Origin of the sequence: Streptomyces sp. NPDC047841 (assembly GCF_040704085.1) — a bacterium.
GTDB lineage: Bacteria > Actinomycetota > Actinomycetes > Streptomycetales > Streptomycetaceae > Streptomyces > Streptomyces argyrophylli.
The window spans coordinates 30592-56997 of record NZ_JBEYRP010000019.1 but is presented as its reverse complement, the minus strand read 5'-3'; the positions used below and the strand labels follow the sequence as shown (position 1 = coordinate 56997).

The following is a 26406-nucleotide window of genomic DNA, read 5'->3' as shown; positions in this document are numbered from 1 at the left end:
GGGGAGGCGGACGGAACCGGGCCGGGGCGGCGGGGCGGTCCGCCGGGCCGGGAGGCCGCCCCGCCGTCCGCTCAGCCGCCGAGCGCTCCCAGCACCACGGCCTGGGCCTCCTCCTGCACCCGGGCGAGGTGGCGGGCGCCGAGGAAGGACTCGGCGTACACCTTGTAGACGTCCTCGGTGCCCGAGGGCCGGGCGGCGAACCAGGCGTTCTCCGTGGTGACCTTGATCCCGCCGATCCTGGCGCCGTTGCCGGGCGCCTCGGTGAGGACGGCGGTGACCTGCTCCCCGGCCAGCGTGTCCGCGGTGACCTGCGCCGGCGACAACTTGGCGAGCAGCGCCTTCTGTTCGCGGGTCGCGGGGGCGTCGATGCGGGCGTAGGCGGGTGCGCCGAAGCGGGCGGTCAGGCCGGCGTAGTGCTCCGAGGGGGTCCTGTCGGTGACGGCCGTGATCTCCGAGGCGAGCAGGGCGAGGATGATGCCGTCCTTGTCGGTGGTCCACACCGAGCCGTCCCGGCGCAGGAAGGACGCTCCGGCCGACTCCTCGCCGCCGAACCCGAGGTCGCCGCCGGCCAGTCCGTCCACGAACCACTTGAAGCCGACGGGAACCTCGACGAGCCGGCGGCCGAGGTCGCGGGCGACCCGGTCGATCATGGTGGAGGAGACGAGGGTCTTGCCGATGCCCGCGGCGGCCGGCCACTGGTCGCGGTGCCGGTAGAGGTAGGAGATGGCGACGGCGAGGTAGTGGTTGGGGTTCATCAGGCCCGCGTCCGGGGTGACGATGCCGTGCCGGTCGGCGTCGGCGTCGTTGCCGGTGGCGATGCGGAAGCGGTCGCGCTGCTCGATGAGGGAGGCCATGGCGTACGGCGAGGAGCAGTCCATGCGGATCTGGCCGTCCCAGTCCAGCGTCATGAACCGCCAGGTGGGGTCGGTGTGCGGGTTGACCACCGTCAGGTCGATGCCGTGCTGCTCCGCGATCCGGCCCCAGTAGGCGACGGAGGCGCCGCCGAGCGGGTCGGCGCCGATGCGCACGCCGGAGGCGCGGACGGCGTCCAGGTCCAGGACGCTGGGCAGGTCGGTGACGTACGTGCCGAGGAAGTCGTACCGCTGGGTGGTCTCCGCGGCGAGCGCGCGGGCGTACGGGAGGCGGCGTACGTCCTTCAGGCCGCCCGTGATGATCTGGTTGGCGCGGTCCTGGATCCAGGAGGTGGCGTCGGAGGCCGCCGGGCCGCCGCTCGGCGGGTTGTACTTGAAGCCGCCGTCGGCGGGCGGGTTGTGCGACGGGGTGACGACCACACCGTCGGCCAGGCCCGTGGTGCGGCCCCGGTTGTACGTCAGGATCGCGTGCGAGACGGCGGGCGTGGGCGTGTAGCCGTCCGCGCTGTCGATGAGGACGGTCACCTCGTTGGCGGCGAACACCTCCAGCGCGGTGGCCTTGGCCGGCTCGGACAGGGCGTGCGTGTCGGCGCCCAGGAAGAGCGGCCCGTCGGTGCCCTGGGCGGCACGGTACTCGCAGATGGCCTGGCTGGTGGCGGCGATGTGGTCCTCGTTGAAGGCGCTCGCCAGGGACGAACCGCGGTGGCCCGAGGTGCCGAACGCCACCCGCTGTCCCGGGTCCGCCGGGTCGGGGTGCAGCGTGTAGTACGCCGTGACCAGCCGGGCCACGTCGACAAGGTCCTCGGGACCGGCCGGCCGGCCGGCGCGCTCGTGCGCCATGAGTCGGTTCCTCCTCGATGGGGTCGTTCGCTCACCGCCCATCTTTCCTGTCAGGGGCGTGCCATGCGAGTGCGCCCCTGACAGGTGGGACACACCCGGCCCGCCGGGCCTGTGATCCGGCCCTGGTGATCACCGCGGCGGCCGTCACGGAGGGGCCCGTCCGGGCCGGCCGCGCGGTGCTCCGCCGCGATCCGGCACGGCACGGCACGGCAGGCCGCCGGACCGCGCTCCGGCACCGGAGTCCGGGCCCGCCGGCCTGCCGTGTTCCCGGCGGAGATCAGCCGATGTGGTAGCTGTCGCCGTAGACCTTCCAGTCGAGCGGGGTGTTCAGGTCGAGGTTGCCCTTGCGCAGGAAGACCCGCTGCGCGGTGTCGACGCGGCTGGTGTCGCTGTGGGCCTCCTCCTGCTTCATGGCCCACACCCGGGCGTCCAGGAAGGCGTTCAGGTACGCCGTCTCGTCGCCGCCCTGGGCCGGCGGCTTGGCGCTGCGCAGGGCGCGCTTGCGGATGTTGCGGAAGCTGGTCGGGTCGTCGCCGTCGCCGTGCATGACGATGGCGTCGTAGTAGATGAACTGGCCGAGCGCGCGCAGCCCGTCGGTCTTGCCCTGGGCGACGGCGGGGTTGAAGTAGACGCGGTCGCGTTCGTCGTTCTGGGCCTGCTGGAAGGCGGTGTCCTGGGCGGCCTTGCGCCAGTCCGCGGGGTAATTGGGGTCCAGGCCCTGGTGCGAGTCGGTGCCGTTGACCTTCCGCAGGGCGGGCAGGTACTTGGCCAGGACGTTGCCGGGCTTGCGGTCGGCGTAGAGCTGGACGAGGTCGAGCATGTCGCCGGTCCCGGAGCAGAAGCCGATGATGCCGGCCGTGTAGCCGCGGCCGTCGCCGATGTCCTCGATGTACTTGTACTGGGCCTTCCAGTCGAGCGAGGAGTTCTCCGCGCTCGACACCAGCTTCATGGCGATCTCCTTCTTCGCCGGGTCGTCCAGCCCCGGCGCCGCGGCGGAGGCCGTGCCGGCGCGGGAGACCCCGAGCAGGGCGCCCGAGGCGACGGCGCCGAGGGCGGCGACGACGGTCCGGCGGGAGAGACGGGTGGGGCCGGCGGGGCTCGCGGGGGCTGCCGCTTCGCGGTCTGCGTACACCACAGGGACTCCAAGGGGAGTGGGGGGTGGGAGGTTGGTCCGTACCGGTACTGGTAGGAAAGTTTCCTATCAAACGCGGGGCGGGCCGGTAACCCGGCGGACGAGAAGTTCGTAGGATCGGACAAGCCCCCCGGCACGGGCCGTGGCTCAGCCGTGCCGCGCCTTCCCCCGCTCCTGCGCGAGCGCGTACAACTCACGGGAGGTGGTGATGAGTTCGCGCCTCTCCTCCCGTGAACCGACCATCGGCTGCGAGCCCTTGAGCGGGACCTGGGCGCTCTCGGGCAGGAACCGGACGGTGAGCAGGCCGATCGCGCCGGCCAGCATCAGGTAGTAGGCGGGCATGAGGTCGTCGCCGGTGAGGTCGACCAGCGCGGCGGTGACCAGTGGGGTGGTGCCGCCGAACGCGGCGACGGCGATGTTGAAGCCGATGCCCATGGCCGCGTAGCGGACGGCGGTCGGGAACAGGGCGGGCAGGGTGGCCGCGCTGGGGGCGGCGAAGCAGGCCAGCAGCGTGGACAGGAGCAGCACCCCGAGGATCGGCGGCCAGGTGCCGTGCGCCTTGATGAGCAGGAAGGCGGGGACGGCGAGCACGATCATCGCGGCCGCGGCGACGGCGTAGAGCGGGCGCCGGCCGACCCGGTCGCTGAGCCGCCCGAGGAAGGTGATCAGCACGACGATCCACACCATCCCGACGAGCACCAGGACGTCCGCGGAACCGCTGGAGCGGCGCAGGGTCTCGGTCTGGTAGGTCGGCAGATAGCCGGTGACCATGTAGTTCGTGACGTTGTAGAGCAGCACCAGGCCCATGCAGACGAGCAGGGCCCGCCAGTGGTTCCTGATGATGTCCTTGAACTCGCTGCCCGCCGACTCCTGCGCCAGCGCCTTCTCGTGTTCGTCCAGTTGCTGCTGGAAGGCCGGGGACTCCTCCAGCTTCAGCCGCATGTAGAGGCCGATCACGCCGAGCGGCCCGGCGATCAGGAACGGCACGCGCCACCCCCAGGAGAGCATCTGGGCGTCCGTCAGGGCCAGGTTGAGCAGGGTGACCAGGGCCGAGCCGAGGGCGTAGCCGGTGAAGGTGCCGAAGTCGAGCCAGCTGGAGAGGAAGCCGCGCCGGCGGTCCGGGGAGTACTCGGCGACGAAGGTGGTGGCTCCGCCGTACTCGCCGCCGGTGGAGAAGCCCTGGACCATGCGGGCCAGCAGGAGCAGCACGGGCGCGGCGATGCCGATGGTGGCGTAGCCGGGGATCAGGCCGATGGCGAAGGTGCCGGCGGCCATCATGATCATGGTGGTGGCGAGCACCTTCTGCCGCCCGATCCGGTCGCCGAGCGGCCCGAAGACGAGCCCGCCGAGGGGCCGTACGACGAAGGCGGCGGCGAAGGTCGCGAACGAGGAGATGACCTGGGCGGCCGGGGAGGCTCCGGGGAAGAACACCTTGCCGATGGTGGCGGCGAGGTAGCTGTAGACACCGAAGTCGAACCACTCCATGCAGTTGCCGAGCGCGGAGGCGCCGACGGCGCGCCGGAGCAGCGGGCGCTCGACGACCTGGACGTCGTCCGGGCGGAAGGCCCCCCGGTTGCGGCGGAGCCTGTGGGTCAGCTCCTCGCGGACCTGGCGCGGCAGCCGCGCCACCGTCCCGGTCACCCGCCGCCTGTCCCGGTCCTCCCCTTCCCCACCGGTCCGCGCACCGCTCATGAGCACCTCCTTGCTCCCGCTGCTGTTGATCACCGCCTGCCCCTGTGGCCGATTCAGAAACGGAACCGCTCAATCCCATCCGGGACGGCGGTTGGACTTGCGCGGCGCCGCGGAGCAGGGTGGAGGGCCCGCGCGCCCCCGCGGGGCACCCCCCTACGGCACCACCCGGAGAAGACCCGATGACGTACGTCGCGGACCCCGCTCGCTACGACGGCACCATGCGCTACCGGCGCACCGGCCGTTCCGGACTGGACCTGCCGGTCCTGTCCCTCGGCTACTGGCACAACTTCGGCGACGACCGCCCCTTCGAGACCCAGCGCGAGATCGCGCTGCGCGCCTTCGACCTGGGGATCACCCACCACGACCTCGCCAACAACTACGGCCCGCCGTACGGCGCGGCGGAGCTGAACTTCGGACGGCTGCTGCACAGGGACCTGGCGCCGTACCGGGACGAGCTGGTGATCTCCACCAAGGCCGGCTGGGACATGTGGCCCGGCCCCTACGGACAGGGCGGCGGCTCCCGGAAGTACCTGCTGGCCTCGCTGGACCAGTCGCTGTCCCGCACGGGCCTGGACTACGTCGACATCTTCTACTCCCACCGGCTGGACGCGAGCACGCCGCTGGAGGAGACCATGGGCGCGCTCGACACCGCCGTCCGCCAGGGCAAGGCCCTGTACGTCGGCATCTCCTCCTACGACGCCGAACGCACCCGGCAGGCGGCGGCGATCCTGCGCGAGCTCGGCACCCCGCTGCTGATCCACCAGCCGTCGTACAGCATGCTGAACCGCTGGATCGAGACCGACGGCCTGCTCGACGCCGCCGAGGAGGAGGGCTTCGGGGTCATCGGGTTCACGGCGCTCGCCCAGGGCCTGCTCACCGGCCGCTACCTGGAGGGTGTGCCGGCGGACTCCCGGGCCGCGCGGGGCACGTCCCTGGACGCCTCCTGGCTGACGGACGACCTGCGCGGCCGGCTGCGCGCCCTGAACGACATCGCGGCCCGGCGCGGACAGACCCTGGCCCAGCTGGCGCTGGCCTGGGCGCTGCGGGACGAGCGGGTGACCTCGCTCGTCATCGGCGCCTCGCGGGTCGAGCAGCTCGAGCAGAACGTCGCCGCGCTGGAGAACCTCTCCTTCGGCGACGAGGAGCTGGCCGAGATCGACCGGTACGCGACCGAGGGCGGCGTTGACCTGTGGCGGGACGCCCGGCTGGGGAACCTCGGCTGAGGCGCCGGGGGCGGCTCCCGGTCGCGCCCGGCGGGGCGTTGCGGTGGCACTGCATGACATGTGTCACTGACATGGGGGAATAAATAGGACATAATGGGCGGCGTTCTCCCCAGTCCACCGCCCCTCGCGCACCACGCCCCGCGACCGCAAGGAGCCGCTCACCGTATGGCGCACGGAGCCCACCGCGACCCCCTTCTGCCTCCCCACCCCGATCTGACCCTCGCCCGGGACTGCGAGCAGTGCCTCGGCTGGGGAACCGTCGTCACCCGCGACGGGACCCACGAACTGTGCCACGCGTGCCAACCCGACTCCTCCGGCGACCAGGGGGCAGCGGCCTCCGGAACCTGACGCCCGCCCCCGCCGCCCGCTCGCCCCCCGCCCGCTCGGGCCTCCTCCCCCGCACGATGGGAGTGCGGGGTAGGGTTCGGCTAAAAGTTTCACCAAGAAACATTCAAGCCGGACAGGGGGGCACCATGAGCGCCGCACGCACCAGCAGGACACCGTTGCCGGGTATCGGAGTCCGGTACGACCTGACGACACGCGAACACCGCCACGTTTCGGTGGTGGCCCACCGGGACGGTTCGCGCACCCTCAGCGCCTACCAGCGTGACGATCCGGACGCCTGCGCCCTGTCGGTCCACCTCACGGGCCAGGAGGCGGAGGCGCTGGTCGACGCCCTGAAGCCGACCCACCACAGCCCCACCCTGCTCTCCACCACCGAGCTGGGCCTGGTGGCCGAGCGGATCGAGCTGTCCGGGACCTCGCACTGGAACGGACGGCTGCTCGGCGACACCCGGATGCGCACCGATACCGGCGTGTCGATCGTGGCCGTCCTGCGCCGCGCCGAGGCGATCCCCTCCCCCGGCCCCGGCTTCCGGCTGGCCGGCGGGGACACGCTGATCGTCATCGGCACCCGCGAGGGTGTCGACGCCGCCGCCGCGATACTCGGGCGGGAGTGATCCGGATGCACTCCTCCGCGGTCTTCCTCATCGAGTTCGGCGCGATCATCCTGGGCCTCGGGCTGCTGGGCCGGCTCGCCGCCCGCCTCCGGTTCTCGCCCATCCCGCTGTACCTGCTGGCCGGACTCGCCTTCGGCGAGGGCGGTCTGCTGCCGCTCGGCACCAGCGAGGAGTTCGTCGCGATCGGCGCCGAGATCGGCGTGGTCCTGCTGCTGCTCATGCTGGGCCTCGAATACACGGCCGGCGATCTGGTCTCCAACCTGAAGACCCAGTACCCGGCCGGGATCGTCGACGCCACCCTCAACGCGCTGCCCGGCGCCGCCATGGCCCTGCTGCTGGGCTGGGGCCCGATCGCCGCCGTCGTCCTGGCCGGCATCACCTGGATCTCCTCCTCCGGCGTCATCGCCAAGGTCCTCGGCGACCTCGGCCGGATCGGCAACCGGGAGACACCGGTGATCCTCAGCATCCTGGTGCTGGAGGACCTGTCCATGGCGGTCTACCTGCCCGTCGTGACGGCCCTGCTGGCCGGGACCGGCTTCGCGGCCGGCAGCGTCACGCTGGCCATCGCGCTCGGCGTGGCGGGCCTGGTGCTGCTCGTCGCGGTCCGCTACGGGCGGCACATCTCCCGGTTCGTCTCCACCGACGACCCCGAGAAGCTGCTCCTGGTGGTGCTCGGGCTGACGCTGGTGGTGGCCGGAGTCGCCCAGCAGCTCCAGGTCTCGGCGGCGGTCGGCGCGTTCCTCGTGGGCATCGCCCTGTCCGGGGAGGTCGCCGAGGGCGCCCACCACCTCCTCGCCCCGCTGCGGGACCTGTTCGCGGCGGTGTTCTTCGTCTTCTTCGGACTGCACACCGATCCGGCGAGCATCCCGCCGGTGCTGCTGCCCGCACTTGCCCTGGCGATCGTCACCACCCTCACGAAGATCGCCACCGGTTACTGGGCGGCCCGCCGCGCGGGCATATCGGCCCGCGGCCGGTGGCGGGCCGGCGGCACCCTGGTCGCCCGCGGCGAGTTCTCCATCGTCATCGCGGGACTCGCCGTCACCTCCGGCATCGACTCCGACCTCGGCCCGCTGGCCACCGCCTACGTGCTGCTCCTGGTCGTGCTCGGCCCCCTCACCGCCCGGTACACCGAACCGCTCGTCCGGCTCCTGACCGGCCGCCGGGACCGGCCCACGGCACCGGAGACCGAAGCCGGCCCGGACACCGACACCGCCGGGCAGGACCGTCACGACCAGCACGACCAGGAAGCCTCCGTCAGCCGGCCCTGATCGCCACACGGCCGCACCGACGTACCGTGGAGGCATGTCGCCTCCGCTTCCGGGTCCGCTGGCCCACCTGGCGCCACTGCTCGGCCACTACGGCTACTGGGCCGTGGGAGCGGTGGTCCTCGTCGAGGACTTCGGCGTCCCTGCCCCGGGTGAGACCATCCTGCTCGCGGCCGGCGTGTACGCGGGCACCGGGCGGCTCAACATCGTGGCCGTGGCGGCCATCGCGTTCGTCGCGGCCGTCGCCGGGGACAACCTCGGCTATCTGATCGGCCGGGTCGGCGGGCGGGCCTTCGTGCACCGCTGGGGCAAGTACGTCTTCCTGACGCCCAAGCGGTTCGAGGCCGCCGAGGCGTTCTTCACCCGGCACGGCGGCAAGATCGTGACGGTGGCCCGGTTCGTCGAGGGCCTGCGCCAGGCCAACGGCGTCATCGCGGGCACGACCGGCATGCACTGGCGCCGCTTCCTCGCCTTCAACGCCCTCGGCGCGGCCCTGTGGGTCGGCCTGTGGACGACCCTGGCCTACCTCGCGGGCAGCCACATCACCGCGATCTACGACGAGATCCGGCGCTACGAGCTGTACGTCCTCGTCGCCGTCGCCGTCCTCGTCGCGGCGTTCGTCCTGCGGCACGTCGTGCGGCGGCGCCGCGAGACCTGACCCGGGCAGTGGTTTGGACGGCGGCACAGCGGCAAGTCGGAGGGCGACCGAAGACCACGTCGATGTGGGGATGTGACATGTGATGGCCGGCAACCAGAAGGCGAAGGCCAAGGCGGAGCAGGCGAAGGGCAAGGCCAAGGAGGCCGCGGGCCGCGCCGTGGGCAACGAGAGCGTCGAGGCCGAGGGCCGTGCGACGGGCGCCAAGGGCGACGCCCGGGAGGCCAAGGAGAAGGTCAAGGACGTCTTCAAGCACTGAGAAGGACATCGAGGGCGGTCCGGCAGGGCAACGGGCCCGGAGATCCCGCGCGAGCGGGCCTCCGGGCCCGTTGCCCTGTGCGCGCGCACCGCCCCCATCAGGCGTTCGTGAGCATCCGGAGGATTCCTCGGGGTCGTCCCCTTGACCGGCGGTCCAGCGGGTAACCGGGCAGGGACGGCATGACCCCCCTGTGCACAGGAAGGGCCCCTGACCCCAGAGGAAAAGGGCAACGAGGTATGGACATCCCGCTCAGGACCCACGTGACGACGCAGGACCGCGCCAGGCCGCTGCGCTACAGCCGCACCTGGGACACCGGCGTCTGCAGCATCGCCGAGGCGAGAGACGCCGTCGCGGCCCTTCTGGCGCGGGCGCGGCCAAGGCCCGGACGCCGCCCGCTGCAGGATGCCCAGCTCGTCGTCAGCGAGCTCGTCACCAACGCGGCCAAGCACGCACCCGGCCCCTGCGCGCTGCGCCTGGAGCTGCTGCCGGACGCCACCGCGCTGCGCATCTCCGTCACGGACACCTCAGGGGAACCGCCGCGGCGGCGTCCCCCCGATCCCCGGCGGGTCGGCGGCCACGGCCTGCACCTCGTGACGATGCTCTCCCGCGGTCTGGACGTGACCTGGCTGACCCGCGGCAAGCGGGTCACCGCGACCGTGCCGCTCGGCCCGGCGACCGCCTGACGGCCCGGCGGTCGCCGGGCCGTCAGGCGACCCTGATGCCGACGATGCAGGTGTCGTCGTCGGTGTCCGACCTGCTGTAGGTGAGCAGGCGGTCCAGTTGCTGGTCCAGGGTGCTGGGGGCCGCGCGCGCCGTCTCCAGCAGATGCGACACCGACTCCTCCACCGAGCGGTCCCGGCGCTCGATCAGGCCGTCGGTGTACATCAGCAGGGTGTCCCCGGCGGCCAGCTGGAGCTCCGTCTCCTCGTAGCGCGCCTCCGGGACGGCCCCCAGCAGCAGCCCCTTGACCGGGGGCAGCGCGGTGGCGTCCGCCTCCCGTACCAGCACCGGCGGCAGATGGCCCGCCCGCGCCCAGCGCAGGGTCCGCCGCTCGCCGTCGTACAGGCCGCACACGGCGGTCGCGGTGACGGCTCCCGTCAGGTGGTGGGCGACGATGTTCAGCCAGGACAGCAGCTGCGCCGGCCCGGCGCCGGTCACCGCGAGGCCGCGCAGCGCGTTGCGCAGGACGACCATGCTGGTCGCCGCCTCGATGCCGTGCCCGGCGACGTCGCCGACGCACAGCAGGACCAGCCCGGAGGGCAGCACCACGGCGTCGTACCAGTCCCCGCCGACCAGGTGCTCGGTCTCCGCGGGCCGGTAGCGCACCGCCACCTGGAGACCGGACACCTGAAGCGGGGCCTGGGCCGGGGGCATGATGGCGTGCTGGAGCTGGAGGGTGAGCCGGTTGCGCTCCAGGGCCTGCTGCTCGGTGTGGGCCAGCTGGTCGCGGGTGGCGGCGAGGGCGACCTCGGTCCAGTGCTGGGCGGAGATGTCCTGGTAGGCGCCGCGCAGGCCGAAGAGCTGGCCGCCGGTGTCGAGGACGGGCTCGGCGACCACCCGGATGTGCCGGGTCACGCCGTCCGGGCGCACCAGCCGGAACGCGGCGGAGGCGGGCCTGCGGTGGTGCAGCACGGTGCGCAGGAAGCGCCGCAGGACGACGGCGTCGTCGGGGTGGGCGTGGGCCGGCAGGTCCTGGAGCGGGACGGGGGGGCTCGTGGGCGGGCGGCCGTACAGGCTGAACAGCTGGCCGTTCCAGGTGATCTCGCCGGTGAGCAGGTTCTCCTCGAAACCGCCGATCCGGCCGAGCCGCTGGGCGTGCTGGAGCAGGCTGGCGAGCCGCGCGGTCTCGTCCTCGATGCGCCAGATCAGCAGCAGGCTGGTGCCGTGCCGGCTGATGCTGATGTCGGCGACGGCGGACAGCGGCACCTGGTCGACCAGGGCGGTCAGCCGCATCCGGCGGGCGCGGAACGGCTCGCCGGTGGCGTAGACCCGTTCGACCCGCTGGAACAGCTCGCTGTCACCGGCCGCCATCGGGTAGGCCTCCAGCAGCAGGGCTCCGCCCACGACCGCCCGGGGCCGGCCCGCCGGGTCCAGGAAGCGGCTGTTGACGTGCTGGATGCGGAAGTCGACCAGCTGTCCGGTGTCGTCGAGGTGCGGCACGAGCACCAGGGCCGGGTCGTGCAGCCCGTCGGCGAGGTCCATCAGCTCGACCACGTCGGGCAGCAGTCCGGGTTCCGGTCCGGCGCCGGGCGGCGGCAGGAAGCTCTCCAGGGAGTGCGCGCACAGCTCGGCGAGGGCTTCCACCTGCCGGACGACGGGGCGCGGCAGCGGCTCCTCCGGCTTGGGCCAGGCGATCTCCAGGACGCCGTGGATCCGGCCGCCCGCCCCCGCGGGTACGGCGATCCGGGCGCCGTCGGCGTACTCGCGGCGGCCGATCGTGGGCAGCCCGGACCCGGCGAGCGACGGCAGCCACTGCCCGTCGGGCTCGGTCAGGCCCCGCCGGGCCACGGTGGCCACGTCGGGCGGGACGTAGTGCCAGCGGGCCGCCTCGGCCGGCGGGAAACCGGCGCTGCCCGCGAGGGTCAGCGAGCCGTCGGAGCCGGCCGACCAGATGGCGACGGCGACCGCGCCCAGTGGACGCAGGGCGTGGTCGAGCAGGGAGTCGGCCATCGCCTGGGTGTCGTGCGCGGCCAGGACACCGCTCTCGGCGGCGCGCAGCCGTACGGCGGCGGACTCCGCGACGGGCCCGGACGGGTCCGCGGCGACGGACAGGAACGCCTCGGTGACCTCGGCGACGCGGTCCCGGGCCGCCTGGTTGATGACGTCCACCGCGAACTCCAGCGGGGTCACCTGTGCCTGCTCGGCGAGTTCGCCGAGCTGGCGGGCGGCCTGGGCGGGGCCGCAGCCGAGGCGTTCGACCAGGATGCCCTTGGCCAGCTCGATCAGCGCCCGGCCCTCCGCCTCGGCCTGCGCCGTCCGTACCTCGTGGCGCAGCCGCTCCACGGTGGCGGCGAGCCGGCCGACCGGGGTGGTGGCGGGCACGTCGGACGACGCCTCGTCGGCGGCGGGGAGCTGGGCGGGCACACCAGCCGGTGTGCCCGGTTCGTACGCGTTCACGTGATCGCTACTCCTCGGCCTGCGGTGGGGCGGGCGCGCTGTGCCGTGCTCATGGCCGTGGTCATGCGGGGAGCCAGCGCCGGACACAGGCGATGAGGTCGTGCGTGTCGACCGGCTTCGTGACGTAGTCGCTCGCGCCGGAGGCGAGGCTCTTCTCCCGGTCGCCCTGCATGGCCTTGGCGGTCACGGCGATGACCGGCAGGTCGGCGTACTGCGGCATCCTGCGGATCTCGGCCGTGGCGGTGTAGCCGTCCATCTCGGGCATCATCACGTCCATCAGGACAAGCTCCACCTCCGGGTTGTGCACCAGCGTCTCGATGCCCTTGCGGCCGTTCTCCGCGTGCAGGACGCGGAAGCCGTGCAGTTCGAGGATGCCGCTGAGCGCGAACAGGTTCCGGGCGTCGTCGTCGACGACGAGGACGGTACGGCCGCGGGTGTGCTCGTCGACCGGCTGGGGTGCGGTGTGCTGGGTCTCGTCCCCGCGGACCAGGGTGAGCACCTCGCCGGGTTCCTCGGCGGACAGGTGCAGCGCGATCCGTTCGCGCAGCTCGTCCAGGCTGAACAGGTACTCCAGCGAACCGCCCGCGGTGTCCTCCACGAGGGGCTCGGTGCGCTGCGAGCCGTGCACCAGCACCGGGACGCCGGTCAGGGCCGAGTCGGCGCGCAGCGCCTCCAGGAACCGGGCCGACTCCCCGTCGGGCACGCCGAGTTCCACGACGACGCAGTGGCAGGGTTCGGCGGCGAGGGCGCCGGCTGCCTCCTGGGCACCGACCGCGGTGATGATGTCGACGGGCGCGCCGTCGCCGTCGGTGCGGCCGGTCTCCAGGTCACGGACCACACTCTCGGCGACGAGCGTCAGCAGTCCGCGCGGGCGCTCCTCGACGACGAGCAGCCGGCGTGGCCGCTCCCGCCGCGCGAGGATCGGCGGCCGCTGCTGGACGGGGCCGCCGTCCGGCGCGTCCGTGGCCCCGTGCCCGGCCTTCGGGACGGCGCGGCCGTTGCGCAGGAGTTCGTCGAAGTCCGGCCGGGCCACGGGGAGGAAGAGGGTGAAGGTGCTGCCCCGGCCGGGGGTGCTGTCCACGGTGACGGCGCCGCCGAGCAGGTGGGCGATCTCCCGGGTGATGGACAGACCGAGCCCGGTGCCGCCGTACTTGCGGCTCGTGGTGCCGTCCGCCTGCTGGAACGCGCCGAAGATGGTCTCCAGTTGCTGTTCGGGGATGCCGATGCCGGTGTCCTTCACCCGGAAGGCGACCACCGCTCCGCCGCGTACGACGCCGTCGGGCACCTCGTCGTCACCGGCGGGTTCGACGCGCAGCTCGACGCCGCCCTGCTCGGTGAACTTCACCGCGTTGGACAGCAGGTTGCGCAGGATCTGCCGGAGCCGGGAGTCGTCGGTGAGCAGGTCGGCGGGGGCGCCGGGGGCCGTGGTGACGGTGAAGTCCAGGCTCTTCTGCGAGGTCATCGGGCGGAAGGTGGCCTCGACGTAGTCGATCAGCTGCCGCAGCGGGACCCGTTCGGGGCTGACGTCCATCTTGCCGGCCTCGACCTTGGACAGGTCCAGGATGTCGTTGATGAGCTGGAGCAGGTCGGAGCCGGCCGAGTGGATGATGCCCGCGTACTCGACCTGCTTCGGGGTGAGGTTGCGGGAGGGGTTCTGGGCGAGCAGCTGGGCCAGGATGAGCAGGCTGTTGAGCGGCGTGCGCAGCTCGTGGCTCATGTTGGCGAGGAACTCGGACTTGTACTTGGAGGCGAGCGACAGCTGCTGGGCGCGCGCCTCCAGTTCCTGCCGGGCCTGTTCGATCTGGAGGTTCTTGGCCTCGATGTCCCGGTTCTGCTCCGCCAGCAGCGAGGCCTTCTCCTCCAGTTCGGCGTTGGAGCGCTGCAGCTCCTCCTGCCGGGCCTGCAACTCCTCCGAGCGGAACTGCAGTTCGCTGGTCAGCCGCTGCGACTCCTCGAGAAGTTCGTCGGTGCGGGCGTTGGCGACGATGGTGTTGACGTTGATCCCGATGGTGTCCACCAGCTGCTGCAGGAAGTCCCGCTGGACGGTGGTGAACGGGGTGACGGCGGCGAGCTCGATGACGCCGAGGACCTGCTCCTCGAAGACGATCGGCAGCAGCAGCAGCGCGGTCGGCTCGACCTGTCCGAGCCCGGAGGAGATGGTGACGTATCCGGGCGGCAGCTCGTTCACGGCGATGGTGCGGCGGCTGCGCGCGGCCTGCCCGACCAGGGAGCGGCCGAACGCGATGCGGACGGGCCGGGTGTCCTCCTCGGGCCGGCCGTAGGAGCCGACGAGCCGCAGTTCGGGCCCGGAGTCGTGCTCCTCGGCGAGGTAGAAGGCGCCGTACTGGGCGGACACCTGCGGCACCAGCTCGTCCATGATGAGCTCGGCGACGACCGGCAGGTCGCGGTGGCCCTGCATGAGGCCGGAGATCCGGGCGAGGTTGGTCTTGAGCCAGTCCTGTTCCTGGTTGGCCCGGGTGGTCTCGCGCAGAGACTCCACCATGGAGTTGATGTTGTCCTTGAGGTCGGCGACCTCACCGGAGGCGTCGACGGTGATGGAGCGGGTCAGGTCGCCCTCGGCGACGGCGCTGGCGACGTCGGCGATGGCGCGAACCTGACGGGTGAGGTTGCCGGCGAGTTCGTTGACGTTCTCGGTGAGCCGCTTCCAGGTGCCGGAGACGCCCTCGACCTCGGCCTGTCCGCCGAGCCGGCCCTCGGTGCCCACTTCCCGGGCGACACGGGTGACCTCGTCCGCGAAGGCGGAGAGCTGGTCGACCATCGTGTTGATGGTGGTCTTCAGTTCGAGGATCTCGCCGCGGGCGTCGACGTCGATCTTCTTCGACAGGTCGCCCTTGGCCACGGCCGTGGTGACCAGCGCGATGTTGCGGACCTGGCCGGTGAGGTTGTTGGCCATGGAGTTGACGTTGTCGGTGAGGTCCTTCCAGGTGCCGGCCACGTGCGGCACGTGCGCCTGTCCGCCGAGCCGGCCCTCGGTGCCCACCTCGCGGGCCACGCGGGTCACCTCGTCGGCGAACGCCGACAGGGTGTCGACCATGGTGTTGATCACATCGGCGAGGGCGGCGACCTCACCCTTGGCCTCCACGGTGATCTTCTGCGAGAGGTCGCCCTTGGCGACGGCGGTGGCGACCTGGGCGATGGAGCGGACCTGGCCGGTGAGGTTGGAGGCCATCACGTTGACGTTGTCGGTGAGGTCCTTCCAGGTGCCGGCGACCCCGCGCACCTGCGCCTGTCCGCCGAGCCGGCCCTCGGTGCCCACCTCGCGGGCCACCCGGGTCACCTCGTCGGCGAACGCGGAGAGCTGGTCGACCATCGTGTTGATGGTGTTCTTCAGCTCCAGGATCTCGCCCCGCGCGTCCACCGTGATCTTCTGCGACAGATCACCCTGCGCCACCGCCGTGGCCACCTGGGCCACGTTGCGCACCTGGGCCGTCAGGTTCCCGGCCATGAAGTTGACCGAGTCCGTCAGGTCCCGCCAGGTGCCCTTGACCCCCTTGACGTCCGCCTGTCCGCCGAGCCGGCCCTCGGTGCCCACCTCGCGGGCCACCCGGGTCACCTCGTCGGCGAACGCGGAGAGCTGGTCGACCATCGTGTTGATGGTGCTCTTCAGCTCCAGGATCTCGCCCCGCGCGTCCACCGTGATCTTCTGCGACAGATCACCCTGCGCCACCGCCGTGGTGACCTGGGCGACGTTGCGCACCTGCGCCGTCAGGTTCCCGGCCATGAAGTTGACCGAGTCCGTCAGGTCGCGCCACACGCCGGCGACGCCGGGGACCTGGGCCTGGCCGCCCAGCCGGCCCTCGGTGCCGACCTCCTTGGCGACCCGGGTGACCTCGTCGGCGAAGGCGGACAGCTGGTCCACCATCGTGTTGACGGTTTCCTTCAGCTGGAGGATCTCGCCGCGTGCGGGCACGTCGATCTTCTGGGACAGGTCGCCCTTGGCCACGGCCGTGGCGACCTGCGCGATGTCACGCACCTGCGTGGTGAGGTTGCCCGCCATCGCGTTCACGGAGTCGGTGAGGTCGGCCCAGGTGCCGGAGACGCCCGGCACCTGGGCCTGCCCGCCGAGGGTGCCCTCGGTGCCCACCTCGCGGGCCACCCGGGTGACTTCGGAGGTGAACACGGACAGCTGGTCGACCATGCCGTTGAAGACGGTGGCGATGTCGCCCATGAGCCCGGTGGAGTCGTCCGGCAGCCGGGTGCCGAAGTCACCGTCGCGCACCGCGGTCAGTCCCGCGAGCAGCATTCTCAGTTCGTGGTCACCCGGGACAACCTCGGTCGTCCCGGTCGCCTTGCCGGCCATGCGCACCCTCGATCCGCTCCCCAAGAGCCCTCGCGGCGAGGGCTCGGAACCGCGGCCGGGAGCACAGCGCGGCCCGGCCGGTGGTGTGTGCATTTCCGCAGTTCACGGATTTGCATGATGAGAAAAATACGTCGCAGGCTAACCCACCGGCACGGCCTCGGACAAAGCATCCGGCCAACCCTCGGCCTCCACGGATTTCACCGGCTCCACGCAGGAGTGAAGGCGCGTCGAGTGGGTATCCGAAACGGTTTAGCCATGGGTGCGCTCAGCCGGACACGCGCAGGAACTTCGTCAGGGGCGCGCCGAGCGGGGCCGGGCGCGGCTCGTCCGCCCGGCCCACCGCGGACGCCCAGTCGGGCGGCGTCTCGCCGTCCACCACGAACTCCAGCAGCAGCGGCCCGCGCCCGGCGAGGACGTCGGCCCAGACGGAACCGACGTGCCGGGGCCGGTCGCAGCGGACGGCGGGCAGTCCGGCCAGGCGCGCCCATTCTGCGTACGGCAAGGCGGGGACCTCGGCGGAGAGCGGGATCAGCGGGTCGCCGGCGGCGGCCCGGCGCTGCCAGGTCAGCCGGTTCAGGTCGCCGTTGTTGAAGACGCAGAACACCAGCGGGGGCAGCCCGGCCAGCTGTTCGAGGTGGCGTCGCACCGTGAGCAGTTCGTTCAGGCCGCCGCCCTGGAGGGCGCCGTCGCCGACGAGGGCGATCACCGGCCGGTCGGGGGCGGCGAACCGGGCGGCCAGGGCGTAGGGGACGGCCGCGCCGGGCAGGCCGAGGTGCGCCGAGAGCAGGGACCGCATGCCGGCCCGGAGCCGGAGGTGACGGGTCCACCAGTCCAGTGAGGTGCCGGAGTCGGTGACGACGACGGCCCGGTCGGGCAGCCGGTCCGACAGCTCGGCGACGACCGAGCGGGGGTTGACCGACGTGCCGAAGTAGCGGCGGGACCTGGCCGCCCCCTCGTCCCGCCAGGCGCCGACGAGCCGCTCGACCCGGGTGCGCCAGGCGCGGTCGGCGGTGTGGCGCAGGAGCGGGACGAGTGCGCTCAGGCAGGCCGTGACGTCGCCGGTCACCCGGACGGCCGATGTCCCGCCCGGCAGCGGGCAGTCGTCGGGCTGCGGGTCCACGGTGACGATCCGGCACCGGCCGGGGCCGGGCAGCAGGGCGGGGTCCAGGTCCTCGGCGCCGGCGAGCAGCAGCGTGTCGCACTCCCGCAGCAGGGTCGCGGCGGCCTCGCTGCCGAGCGGTCCCGCCACCCCGGCCAGATACGGCAGGTCGTCGGGCAGCGCGTCCCGGGCCAGGGCCGTCGTGACGACACCGGCGCCCAGCAGCCGTGCCGCTTCGGCCACCTGGCCGGACGCCGGACGGCCCGCGTTCCCCACGACGACGACGGTCTTCCCGGCGCCGTCCAGCACGCCGGCCGCGCGCCGCAGGTCCTCCTCGGCGGGCGGCCGCGGGGACGGCGGACCGGGCGGGGCGGCGGGCGGTGCCCCGGGGGCCGGGGCGGCGAGGACATGGCGGGGTACGACGAGGCTCGCCACTCCCCGGTCGGTGAGCGCGGCCCGCGCCGCCCGGTGCAGGGCGTCGTCCATGAGCTCCGGCGCGGACACCTCCTCGCAGTACACGGAGACCTCCGCCAGATGGCGCACCGCCTGGCAGCCGAGGTGCCGCGCGGCGGGGTCGGCGCCGACGAGGGCCAGCACCGTGGCGCGGTCGGCAGCCGCGTCGTACAGCCCGCCCAGCAGCCGCAGTGTCCCCGCGCCGGGCGGGGCGAGGCAGCAGCCGGCGCCGCCGGTGAGCTTGGCCTGGGCACAGGCCATGAGCGCGGCGGACTCCTCGCCGCGTGCCTGCACGAAACCGGGGGCCGTGGGCGCGGCGCGCAGGGCACCGATCAGCGGGTCCACCGCGAGTCCCGGTGTGCCGTACACCCGGTCCACACCCATGTGCCGCAGCCGGGTGGCGACCACCTCGGACACGTTCACCACGAAGGCCTCCCTGGGGACACGGCGCCCTCCCGTCCGGACCACCGGGTAGCCGCACCCGGGTCCCCGCAAACGACGGCCGCGCGCTCCGGCCGGACCGTTCCGGACGCGCGGAGCGGGGGCACCCGTGCCAGGCTCGGAGCAGAACACCGAGAGTGAGGGCCCCAGCACGGGGCGGAGGGCGAGCGCGCGGTGGCGGTGTCCGAGGAGCGGCAGGCGGGGCGAGGCGAGCGGTTGGTGACCGCGCTGGACCGGCGGCTCCCGGTCGCGTCCGCCTGCAAGGAGTTCCTGCGCAAGGCGTTCCCCGACCACTGGTCGTTCCTTCTGGGCGAGCTGGCGCTGTACAGCCTGGTGCTGCTGGTGCTGACGGGCGTCTGGCTGACGTTGTTCTTCCACCCGGGCATGACGGAACTGCCGTACACCGGCTCGTACCTGCCGCTGCGCGGCACCCGCACCAGCGAGGCGTACGCGTCGGTGCTGCACATCAGCTTCGACGTGCGCGGCGGGCTGCTGGTCCGCCAGCTGCACCACTGGGCGGCACTGGTGTTCGTCGCGGCGATCGGCGTGCACCTGCTGCGGATCTTCTTCACCGGGGCGTTCCGGCGGCCCCGGGAGGTCAACTGGACCATCGGGGTGACGCTGTTCCTGCTCGCCCTGCTGGAGGGGTTCTGCGGCTACTCGCTCCCCGACGACCTGCTGTCCGGCACCGGTCTGCGCACCTCGCAGGGCATCGTGCTGTCGATCCCCGTCATCGGCACGTACCTGTCGTTCTTCGTCTTCGGCGGCCAGTTCCCCGGGCACGAGATCATCCCTCGGCTCTACGTGACCCACATCCTGCTGGTGCCCGGGCTGCTGCTGGCGCTGGTCGCGGCGCACCTGACGTTCGTCGTCTACCACAAGCACACCCAGTGGGCGAAGCCCGGCCGCACCAACCGCAACGTGATCGGCAAGCCCCTGGTCCCGCAGTACACGGCGAAGTCCGTGGGCCTGTTCTTCATCCTGTCGGCTGTGCTGGCGGCGATGTCCGCGCTGTTCCAGATCAACCCGGTGTGGAGCTTCGGCCCGTACCGCGCCGACCAGGTCTCGGTGGACGCGCAGCCCGACTGGTACGTGGGCTATCTGGAGGGCGCGCTGCGGCTGATGCCGGGCTGGGAGACGGACTTCGCCGGGCACACGATCGTCTGGGACGTGCTCCTGCCCGGTGCGGTGCTGCCCGCGGTGCTGTTCCTGGTCCTGTACGGCTATCCGTACTTCGAGCGCTGGCTCACCGGCCCACGGCCCGAACAGCACCTGTGCGACCGGCCGCGGAACCAGCCCACGCGCACCGCCCTGGGCGCGGCCGCCGTCTCGGCGTACGGCGTGCTGCTGCTGGCGGGCGGGCAGGACGTGCTGGCCTACCGGTTCTCCCTCGACGTGGACTTTCTGGCCCGGACCTTCCGGACCGCGCTGTTCGCGGTGCCGTTCGTGACCTACCACATCACCAAGCGGGCCTGCCTCGGGCTGCAGGCGGCCGACCGGCGCAGGATCCTGGAGGGTGGGGCGACCGGCGAGGTGCGGCGCACGGCGGGCGGAGGCTACGAGGAGGCGCACACGCTGCTGTCCCGCGAGGAGGCCTACCTCATCCTCGTGCGGGACACGCCCCGGCCGCGCGCCGAGGGCACGGAGGCCTGGCGCTGGTTCCACCGGCACCGGCTGCGCAACGCCCTCAGCCGCTGGTACTTCGCCAAGAGCGTGGAGATGCCGGCCACCGCGTGGGAGAGGCGCCGGGTCGAGGTCGTACGGGCCGCGCCGGGCGAGGCGGCCGGGCAAGGGGACGCGTCATGAACGAGGAGGCACCGCATGAGCGACGGCACTGAGGGCCACCGGAACCTCCTGTACGGGCCGCAGCCGGACGTGGCCGGGGCGGCCGGTTATCCGGACGCCCCGCCGCGGATGGGCTTCTTCACCGACACCTCGGTGTGCATCGGCTGCAAGGCCTGCGAGGTCGCGTGCAAGGAGTGGAACGCCGTCCCGGAGGACGGACTGCTGCTGACCGGCATGTCCTACGACAACACCCAGGGCCTCGGCGCCGACACCTGGCGGCACGTGGCCTTCATCGAGCAGCGAAAGCCGCTCGCCGGGCAGGAACCGGGGGTCGCGCACGACGACGTCGACGTTTTCGCCGCCGCGTCCCGGCTCGGCACCGGCCCCGCCTCCCCGGGGCCGGGCGCCACCGCTCCCCCGCCGGAGCGGGCTCCCGCCGGCGCGCCCGCCGGGGAGATCTCGCCCGTCTCCCCCGACGGGCGGACGGAGTTGCGCTGGCTGATGGCGTCCGACGTGTGCAAGCACTGCACGCACGCCGCCTGCCTGGACGTGTGCCCGACGGGCTCGCTGTTCCGCACCGAGTTCGGCACGGTCGTCGTCCAGGAGGACATCTGCAACGGCTGCGGCTACTGCGTGCCGGCGTGTCCGTACGGCGTGATCGACCAGCGCAAGGACGACGGCCGGGTGTGGAAGTGCACGCTGTGCTACGACCGGCTCGGCGTCGGCATGGAACCGGCCTGCGCGAAGTCCTGCCCGACGGAGTCCATCCAGTTCGGCCCGCTGGAGGAGTTGCGGGAGCGCGCGCAGGCCCGGGTGGCCCAGCTGCACGCGGCCGGTGTGACCGACGCCCGCCTGTACGGCGAGAGCCCCGACGACGGGGTCGGCGGCGACGGCGCGTTCTTCCTCTTGCTGGACGAACCCGAGGTCTACGGCCTGCCGCCGGACCCGGTGGTCACCACCCGGGACCTGCCCGACATGTGGCGGCACGCGGCGCTGGCCGCCGTCTCGCTGGTCGCGCTCGCCGCCGGGAGCTTCCTGCGGAGGCCGCGATGAGCGAATCCGACGTGACACGCGAGGGCGTGCGGCACGCGCGCCCCGACCGGGAGGCGCCGACGGGGGTGCACGCGGGGCGTCGCCGGCGCCGGCGCGGGCGGGGCGAGCAGCCGATGGTGCCGGACGCCGAGTTCTCGTCGTACTACGGCAAACCCGTCCTCAACAAGCCGACGTGGAAGCCGCTGGACATCGCCGGGTACCTGTACCTGGGCGGGCTGGCCGGGGCCTCCTCGCTGCTGGCGGCGGGAGCCGGGGCCACGGGGCGGCCGGCGCTCGGCAGGGTGGCCAGGCTGGGCGCGGCCGGCGGCATCACGCTGTCGCTGGCGGCACTCGTGCACGACCTGGGGCGTCCGGCCCGGTTCCTGAACATGCTCCGGGTGTTCAAGCCCACCTCGCCGATGAGCGTCGGCTCCTGGATCCTGAGCGGGTACGCGCCGCTGGCCCTGACGGCCGCGGCGACCGAGGTGGCGGGCCGGTACCGGCTGGTGGGCTCGGCCGCGACGGCGGGTGCCGCCGTTCTCGGCCCGGCCGTGGCGACGTACACCGCGGTGCTGCTGTCGGACACGGCGGTGCCGTCCTGGCACGAGGGCTACCGGCAGCTGCCGTTCGTGTTCGCGGGTTCGGCGGCCACGTCGGCGGCCGGCCTCGCCCTGGCCGCGGCGCCCCCCGCACAGGCCGGGCCCGCCCGGCGGATGGCGGCGCTGGGGGCCGTGCTGGAACTGGGCGCCTTCCAGATGATGAAGCGGCGGATGGGGCTGACCGCGGAGCCCTTCGAGCAGGGGAAGCCGCAGCGGCTGCTGCGCGCGTCGGAGGCCCTGACCGCGGGCGGAGCCGCCCTGGCCCTGCTCTCGGCCCGGGTACGGGACCGGCGGCTGGCCGTCGCGGCGGGAGCGGCCCTGCTCACCGGTTCGGCGGCGCTGCGCTTCGGCGTCTTCCACGCCGGGGTGGCCTCCGCGGAGGACCCCCGGTACACGGTCGTCCCACAGCGGGAAAGGCTCCGGGCGGCGGACGGCTGACGGCATGCGGAGATGTGAAGCCACTGCCGGCACGCCCGCGTGCCGGACGCGCAGACCACACGGGCACCGACCGCCTCCGCCCCCGCCCCTGGGCGTACCGCGCGGGCGCGTCGGCCGAGACCTAATCGATGTCCTCCCCATCGATCAGCTGCCCCTGGGCGACGAGTCGTTCGGCCAGGTCGGGCAGGCTGGTGGCCTCGATGGCCGCGGGGAGGCAGGTGGCCGGGTAGGGCTGGGGGGTGCGCCGCAGCCAGGCGGTGGCGAGGCCGGCGCGGGCCGCGCCGTCGATGTCCCAGGGGTGCACCGACACCAGCGCGACCTCGTCGGCCGGGACGCCCGCGGCCGCCACGGCGTGGGCGTAGGCCTCCCGGGCGGGCTTCCAGCGGCCCACCGCCTCGACATCGAGGTGTGTCTCGAAACAGTCGGTCAGTCCTGCCTGTTCGACGACCGCGCGGGTGGTGCCGGCGGAGCCGTTGGTGAGGGTGACCAGACGGTACCCGGCGGCGCGCAGCGCCCGGACGCCGTCGGGGACGTCCGGGTGCAGGGGCAGCCGGGGCAGCGCGGCGAGGACGCGCTCCGCCGCCTCCTCGGGGTCGGCCACGCCCCGCGCCGAGGCCGCGAGCGTCCGCAGCCCGTCACGGGCCACGTCGCCGAAGGACGCGTGGCCCCCGGCCAGGCTCAGGGCGATCCCGTCCCGCAGGACACCGGCGAACCAGGCCGGAAGCGACTGTTCCGGCAGCCCGGCCCGCGCCATCAGGGCCGCGAGCGGGGACAGGTCGGTGAGCGTCTCGTTGACGTCGAACACGAGAACGCGGGGGCGTCCGTCACCGGACAAGGGGATCGCCTCCTCCCAGGTGGCCGGCCGGGCCGGCCAGGGCCTCACGTTCCTCGCGGTTCACCCACGACCAGGTGACCGCCGCTGCCGCGACGCCGACCGGCAGCATGCCGACGACCATGCCGAGCCCGGCCGCGGTGTGGCCGGCGGCGACCATGCCCACCGCCGGGAGGTCGAGCAGCGGCGCCGCGAGGAACAGGTACAGGCAGCGGCCCGGGTCGTCCAGCCGGTGCCGGGTGCGGGCGACGGCCGGCAGCCAGAACAGCACCGCGGTAGCGAGCAGGACGGGTGCGGTGACCCCCGCGCCGCCGGGCGGTGCGAGGCCCACGGGATCGCCGAGGACGGCCCAGGCGTGCGTGAGGACCAGCAGGGGCAGGGCCACGCCCGCCGGGACGCTGATCCGCTCCCAGAGCGGGGAGTTCCGCAGGCACCGGACGGCGGCCGGGACCGCCGCGGCGACGAGGACGGCCGACCAGGCCATCGCCGCCACGGACGCGTGCGCCGGGTGCTCCATGGCGCCTCACTTCTCCCGCGCCGTCGTCCCGTGCACCACGAGGGCGACGGACAGCATGAGCAGCGGCACGGCCACGACGAGCAGCCAGCGGCCGTAGACCAGGCAGAGCCCGGCCAGCAGCAGGCCGATCGCGCCGGGGAGCACGCCGCCCGCGCCCCTGTCGGGCACCCGGTAGCGGACGTGCTGGTCGGGCCTCGCGCGGGAGGACACGAGGACGGCCAGGGCGAACAGTTCCAGGACGAGGACGACGCCGCCCCACAGCCAGTACGTCATCGAGTTCTCGCGGTAGATCGCCAGCACCCCGAGGAGCAGGCCGTTGAGCACGCCCCAGCCCGCGACCAGGAGGGCGGAAAGGTGCCGTTTCATGCGGTGCTCCCTCCCGTCCTGCGGTCCAGCAGCGGGGCGAAGCTCGTGACGGGCGGCAGCGGGCGGTCCGCGGGGAAGTTGAGGCGCGGCGGCGGCGAGGTGGTGGCCCACTCCAGGGTATGGCCCTCCCACGGGTCGTCGCCGGCCGCCTCGGCACGGCCCAGACAGCGGCGGCGCAGCGTCCACAGGACGTTGACGACGAACACCGTCATGCCCGCGGCGAGGAAGGCCGCGCCGATGCTGGCGAGCAGGTTCAGCAGGCCGAAGCCGTCGAACGTGGCGTAGGTGACGACCCGGCGTGGCATGCCGAGGTAGCCGAGGGCGAACATCGGCAGGAAGGTGAGGTTGGTGCCGATGACCAGCAGCCAGAAGTGCAGGCGGCCCATGCGTTCGTCCAGCAGGGTGCCGGTAACCTTCGGGAACCAGTAGTAGACGGCCGCGAACAGGCCGAAGGCGCTGCCGGCGAACAGTACGTAGTGCAGGTGGGCCACGACGAAGTAGCTGTCGGTGACGTGGTAGTCGATCACCGGGGTGCCGACCATGATGCCGGTGAGTCCGCCGATCAGGAACTGCGGGACGAAGGCGAGCGCGAACAGCATGGGGACGCGCAGCCGCAGCCGGCCGCCCAGGATCGTGCCCAGCATGCCGAAGTACTCCACGCCCGCGGGCACCAGCAGGGCGATGGAGGTCAGGGAGTAGTAGTCGTTGGCGGCCTGCCCGGTGGCGAACATGTGGTGGCCCCACACGCTCATCGACAGGGCGGCGAACACCAGCAGGGACAGGGCCGTGCCCCGGTAGCCGAAGAAGCGGCGGCCGGAGAACACCGCCAGCACCTCGGCGACGGCCGCGAGGTACGGGAAGAACATCACGTACACGACCGGATGGCCGTAGAACCAGAAGATGTGCTGGTAGCCGATGTTCCAGACGTTGGACGCGAAGACGTCCGGGTCGGCCCTGCCCACCCCGAGCAGCACCATCGCCGCCAGCAGCGCCGGGAAGGAGCCGATCACCATCAGGCAGGTGGCGATCATCGACCAGCAGAAGACGGGCAGGCGCAGCATGGTCATGCCGCGGGTGCGGCGGCGCAGGAGGGTCCACAGCACCGCCCAGCCCATCAGGATGCTGCCGGTCACGGCGAGGCAGACGCCCACGATCCACAGGTCGGGGCCGGTGCCCGGCGAGTGCACGCTGTCGGCCATGGGCGGGTACGAGAACCAGCCGTCGGCGTGCGCTCCGGTGGGCGTGGCGAAGCCGGCGAGCATGGTGAGCGCGCCGAGCACGTACAGCCAGTAGCCGAGCAGGGTCAGCCGGGGCAGGGCGATGCCGGGGGCGCCGATCTGCAGGGGGACCAGGTAGACGCCCAGGCCGATGGCGAACGGCGTCATGACCGTGTAGATCATGCCCGAGCCGTGCATGGTGAACAGCTGGTTGTACGGGTGGGCGGCGAGGAAGGTCTCCTCGGGCTGCGCGAGCTGGGCGCGCATGAGCAGTGCGAACACGCCGTCCACCAGCAGGAGCACCAGGGAGGTGCCGACGGTGAGCAGGCCGATGCGCTTGTGGTCGGTGGTGGAGATCCAGCCGAGCCAGCTGCCGGGCGGGACGGGCCGGCCGGCGTCGTCGCGCTGGGTGCCGGTGTCCGGAGCGAGCGTCATGCCGTGGCCGTCCCGCCGTGCGCCCAGCGGTCGTACTCCTCGGGGGAGACCGCCTTGATCCAGAAGTCCATGGTCCAGTGCCGCTGTCCGCAGAACTCGGCGCACCGGCCGCGCCAGCGGCCCGCCCGGTCCAGGGTGAGCGTGAAGGTGTTCACGTGGTCGGGGAAGGCGTCCATCTTGTAGCGCAGGCCGGGCACCCAGAGGGAGTGGATGACGTCCTTTGAGGTGAGCCGGAGCTGTACGGTGCGGCCGGCCGGGACGACGAGGGTGGGCATGTCCCTGCCCTTGCAGGTGCCGGTGACCCGGCGGTGGCCCGCGGACTGCGGATAGCGGAAGTCCCAGCACCACTGGAAGCCGGTGACGTCGACGCGCAGGGGCTGCCGGCCGGCGGCGCGGTGCTCCTCGTGGTTCTGCCAGGCCGTCCAGGCGACCAGGAACACGGCGAAGGCGGCGAGGGCGCCGACGTAGAAGGCCTCCACGCGCGGCCGCTCCGACCGCCCGGTCGTCCGGGCCCCCCGGCGCAGCAGCGACCAGGCCAGGACGGTGAGGACGGCGAGGAACACCCCGCCCGCGATGATGACTTCGAGTGTGAACACGGTCCCGAAGACGTGCCGCTGCCTCACCGTGAGACCACCGCCGCCTCGTTGCCCCTGACCGTCACCGCGATCGCTCCCGTCACTCGTTCGGGACCGTGACCACCCGGACATTACGGTCATTCCGTCCGGCCCGTCCGCCGACACACCGCAAGCGGCGAGGTCCCCCGGGACGCGTCACTCACACCTGCGGTTCCGTTCGGCCGGGCGCGGCGGGGGTTCCCCGTCGCCGGTCACGGCCGGGGATGCCATGACCGCAGGAGT

General features: G+C 72.9%; 21 protein-coding genes. 10 read left to right on the top strand and 11 right to left on the bottom strand.

Features of this window, described 5'->3' with window-relative positions; all coding sequences use genetic code 11:
- Nucleotides 1–71: 71 nt before the first annotated feature.
- From pgm to AB0947_RS29805, 3 genes are all read right to left on the bottom strand, one after another.
- A complete protein-coding gene (pgm, locus tag AB0947_RS29815) occupies nucleotides 72–1712 on the bottom strand; it encodes a phosphoglucomutase (alpha-D-glucose-1,6-bisphosphate-dependent) (protein ID WP_366753449.1) in 1641 nt (546 codons plus the stop codon).
- Nucleotides 1713–1989: 277 nt separating this feature from the next.
- Nucleotides 1990–2847, bottom strand: coding sequence for a chitosanase (locus tag AB0947_RS29810; protein WP_225810756.1), 858 nt, complete (start codon nucleotides 2845–2847; stop codon nucleotides 1990–1992).
- Between the two features lie 144 nt (nucleotides 2848–2991).
- Nucleotides 2992–4536: an MFS transporter gene (locus tag AB0947_RS29805; protein WP_366753448.1), complete on the bottom strand. Its 1545-nt coding sequence runs from the start codon at nucleotides 4534–4536 to the stop codon at nucleotides 2992–2994.
- A 179-nt stretch (nucleotides 4537–4715) separates the two neighbouring features.
- Here AB0947_RS29805 and mgrA point away from each other — a divergent pair, with 179 nt between their 5' ends.
- From mgrA to AB0947_RS29770, 7 genes are all read left to right on the top strand, one after another.
- Nucleotides 4716–5759, top strand: a complete 1044-nt coding sequence (gene mgrA, locus AB0947_RS29800) for an L-glyceraldehyde 3-phosphate reductase (protein WP_366753447.1) — start codon at nucleotides 4716–4718, stop codon at nucleotides 5757–5759.
- Between the two features lie 165 nt (nucleotides 5760–5924).
- Nucleotides 5925–6107, top strand: a complete 183-nt coding sequence (locus tag AB0947_RS29795) for a hypothetical protein (RefSeq protein ID WP_366753446.1) — start codon at nucleotides 5925–5927, stop codon at nucleotides 6105–6107.
- A gap of 125 nt (nucleotides 6108–6232) precedes the next feature.
- Complete coding sequence (locus AB0947_RS29790; protein WP_366753445.1) at nucleotides 6233–6718, top strand: TrkA C-terminal domain-containing protein; 486 nt, start codon at nucleotides 6233–6235, stop codon at nucleotides 6716–6718.
- 5 nt (nucleotides 6719–6723) lie between these two features.
- Nucleotides 6724–7986: a cation:proton antiporter gene (locus AB0947_RS29785; protein ID WP_366753444.1), complete on the top strand. Its 1263-nt coding sequence runs from the start codon at nucleotides 6724–6726 to the stop codon at nucleotides 7984–7986.
- A 34-nt stretch (nucleotides 7987–8020) separates the two neighbouring features.
- Nucleotides 8021–8641 carry a DedA family protein gene (locus AB0947_RS29780; RefSeq protein WP_366753443.1) on the top strand — a complete coding sequence of 207 codons (621 nt, stop codon included), beginning with the start codon at nucleotides 8021–8023 and terminating at the stop codon, nucleotides 8639–8641.
- Between the two features lie 82 nt (nucleotides 8642–8723).
- Nucleotides 8724–8897, top strand: coding sequence for a CsbD family protein (locus AB0947_RS29775; protein WP_366753442.1), 174 nt, complete (start codon nucleotides 8724–8726; stop codon nucleotides 8895–8897).
- Nucleotides 8898–9157: 260 nt separating this feature from the next.
- The gene (locus AB0947_RS29770; RefSeq protein WP_366753441.1) at nucleotides 9158–9580 is read left to right on the top strand and encodes an ATP-binding protein; all 423 of its coding nucleotides are present in this window, start codon (nucleotides 9158–9160) and stop codon (nucleotides 9578–9580) included.
- A gap of 22 nt (nucleotides 9581–9602) precedes the next feature.
- On the opposite strand, the gene AB0947_RS29765 is transcribed toward AB0947_RS29770, so the two are convergent.
- From AB0947_RS29765 to AB0947_RS29755, 3 genes are all read right to left on the bottom strand, one after another.
- The gene (locus tag AB0947_RS29765) at nucleotides 9603–11981 is read right to left on the bottom strand and encodes a SpoIIE family protein phosphatase (protein WP_366753517.1); all 2379 of its coding nucleotides are present in this window, start codon (nucleotides 11979–11981) and stop codon (nucleotides 9603–9605) included.
- A 94-nt stretch (nucleotides 11982–12075) separates the two neighbouring features.
- Nucleotides 12076–16335, bottom strand: coding sequence for a HAMP domain-containing protein (locus AB0947_RS29760; protein WP_366753440.1), 4260 nt, complete (start codon nucleotides 16333–16335; stop codon nucleotides 12076–12078).
- A 265-nt stretch (nucleotides 16336–16600) separates the two neighbouring features.
- On the bottom strand, nucleotides 16601–18313 hold the full coding sequence (locus AB0947_RS29755) for a thiamine pyrophosphate-binding protein (protein WP_366753439.1): 1713 nt from the start codon (nucleotides 18311–18313) through the stop codon (nucleotides 16601–16603).
- 189 nt (nucleotides 18314–18502) lie between these two features.
- Here AB0947_RS29755 and AB0947_RS29750 point away from each other — a divergent pair, with 189 nt between their 5' ends.
- Genes AB0947_RS29750 through nrfD form a run of 3 tightly spaced genes read left to right on the top strand, consistent with a single transcriptional unit; the run spans nucleotide 18503 to nucleotide 22182 of the window.
- The gene (locus AB0947_RS29750) at nucleotides 18503–20134 is read left to right on the top strand and encodes a ubiquinol-cytochrome c reductase cytochrome b subunit (RefSeq protein ID WP_366753438.1); all 1632 of its coding nucleotides are present in this window, start codon (nucleotides 18503–18505) and stop codon (nucleotides 20132–20134) included.
- Between the two features lie 15 nt (nucleotides 20135–20149).
- Nucleotides 20150–21166, top strand: coding sequence for a 4Fe-4S dicluster domain-containing protein (locus AB0947_RS29745; RefSeq protein WP_366753437.1), 1017 nt, complete (start codon nucleotides 20150–20152; stop codon nucleotides 21164–21166).
- Nucleotides 21163–22182, top strand: coding sequence for an NrfD/PsrC family molybdoenzyme membrane anchor subunit (nrfD, locus tag AB0947_RS29740; protein ID WP_366753436.1), 1020 nt, complete (start codon nucleotides 21163–21165; stop codon nucleotides 22180–22182). The genes AB0947_RS29745 and nrfD overlap by 4 nt, the downstream gene beginning before the upstream one ends.
- A 121-nt stretch (nucleotides 22183–22303) precedes the next feature.
- Here nrfD and AB0947_RS29735 read toward each other — a convergent pair whose 3' ends face one another.
- From AB0947_RS29735 to AB0947_RS29715, 5 genes are read right to left on the bottom strand one after another with little or no spacing between them, the layout of a single operon-like run.
- Nucleotides 22304–23017: a haloacid dehalogenase type II gene (locus AB0947_RS29735; RefSeq protein ID WP_366753435.1), complete on the bottom strand. Its 714-nt coding sequence runs from the start codon at nucleotides 23015–23017 to the stop codon at nucleotides 22304–22306.
- A complete protein-coding gene (locus AB0947_RS29730; protein ID WP_366753434.1) occupies nucleotides 23007–23531 on the bottom strand; it encodes a hypothetical protein in 525 nt (174 codons plus the stop codon). The genes AB0947_RS29735 and AB0947_RS29730 overlap by 11 nt, the downstream gene beginning before the upstream one ends.
- 6 nt (nucleotides 23532–23537) lie before the next feature.
- Nucleotides 23538–23897, bottom strand: coding sequence for a hypothetical protein (locus AB0947_RS29725; protein WP_366753433.1), 360 nt, complete (start codon nucleotides 23895–23897; stop codon nucleotides 23538–23540).
- On the bottom strand, nucleotides 23894–25549 hold the full coding sequence (locus AB0947_RS29720; protein ID WP_366753432.1) for a cbb3-type cytochrome c oxidase subunit I: 1656 nt from the start codon (nucleotides 25547–25549) through the stop codon (nucleotides 23894–23896). Before AB0947_RS29720 ends, AB0947_RS29725 begins: the two co-directional genes overlap by 4 nt.
- Nucleotides 25546–26145: a cytochrome c oxidase subunit II gene (locus AB0947_RS29715; protein WP_366753431.1), complete on the bottom strand. Its 600-nt coding sequence runs from the start codon at nucleotides 26143–26145 to the stop codon at nucleotides 25546–25548. Before AB0947_RS29715 ends, AB0947_RS29720 begins: the two co-directional genes overlap by 4 nt.
- Between the last annotated feature and the right edge of the window lie 261 nt (nucleotides 26146–26406).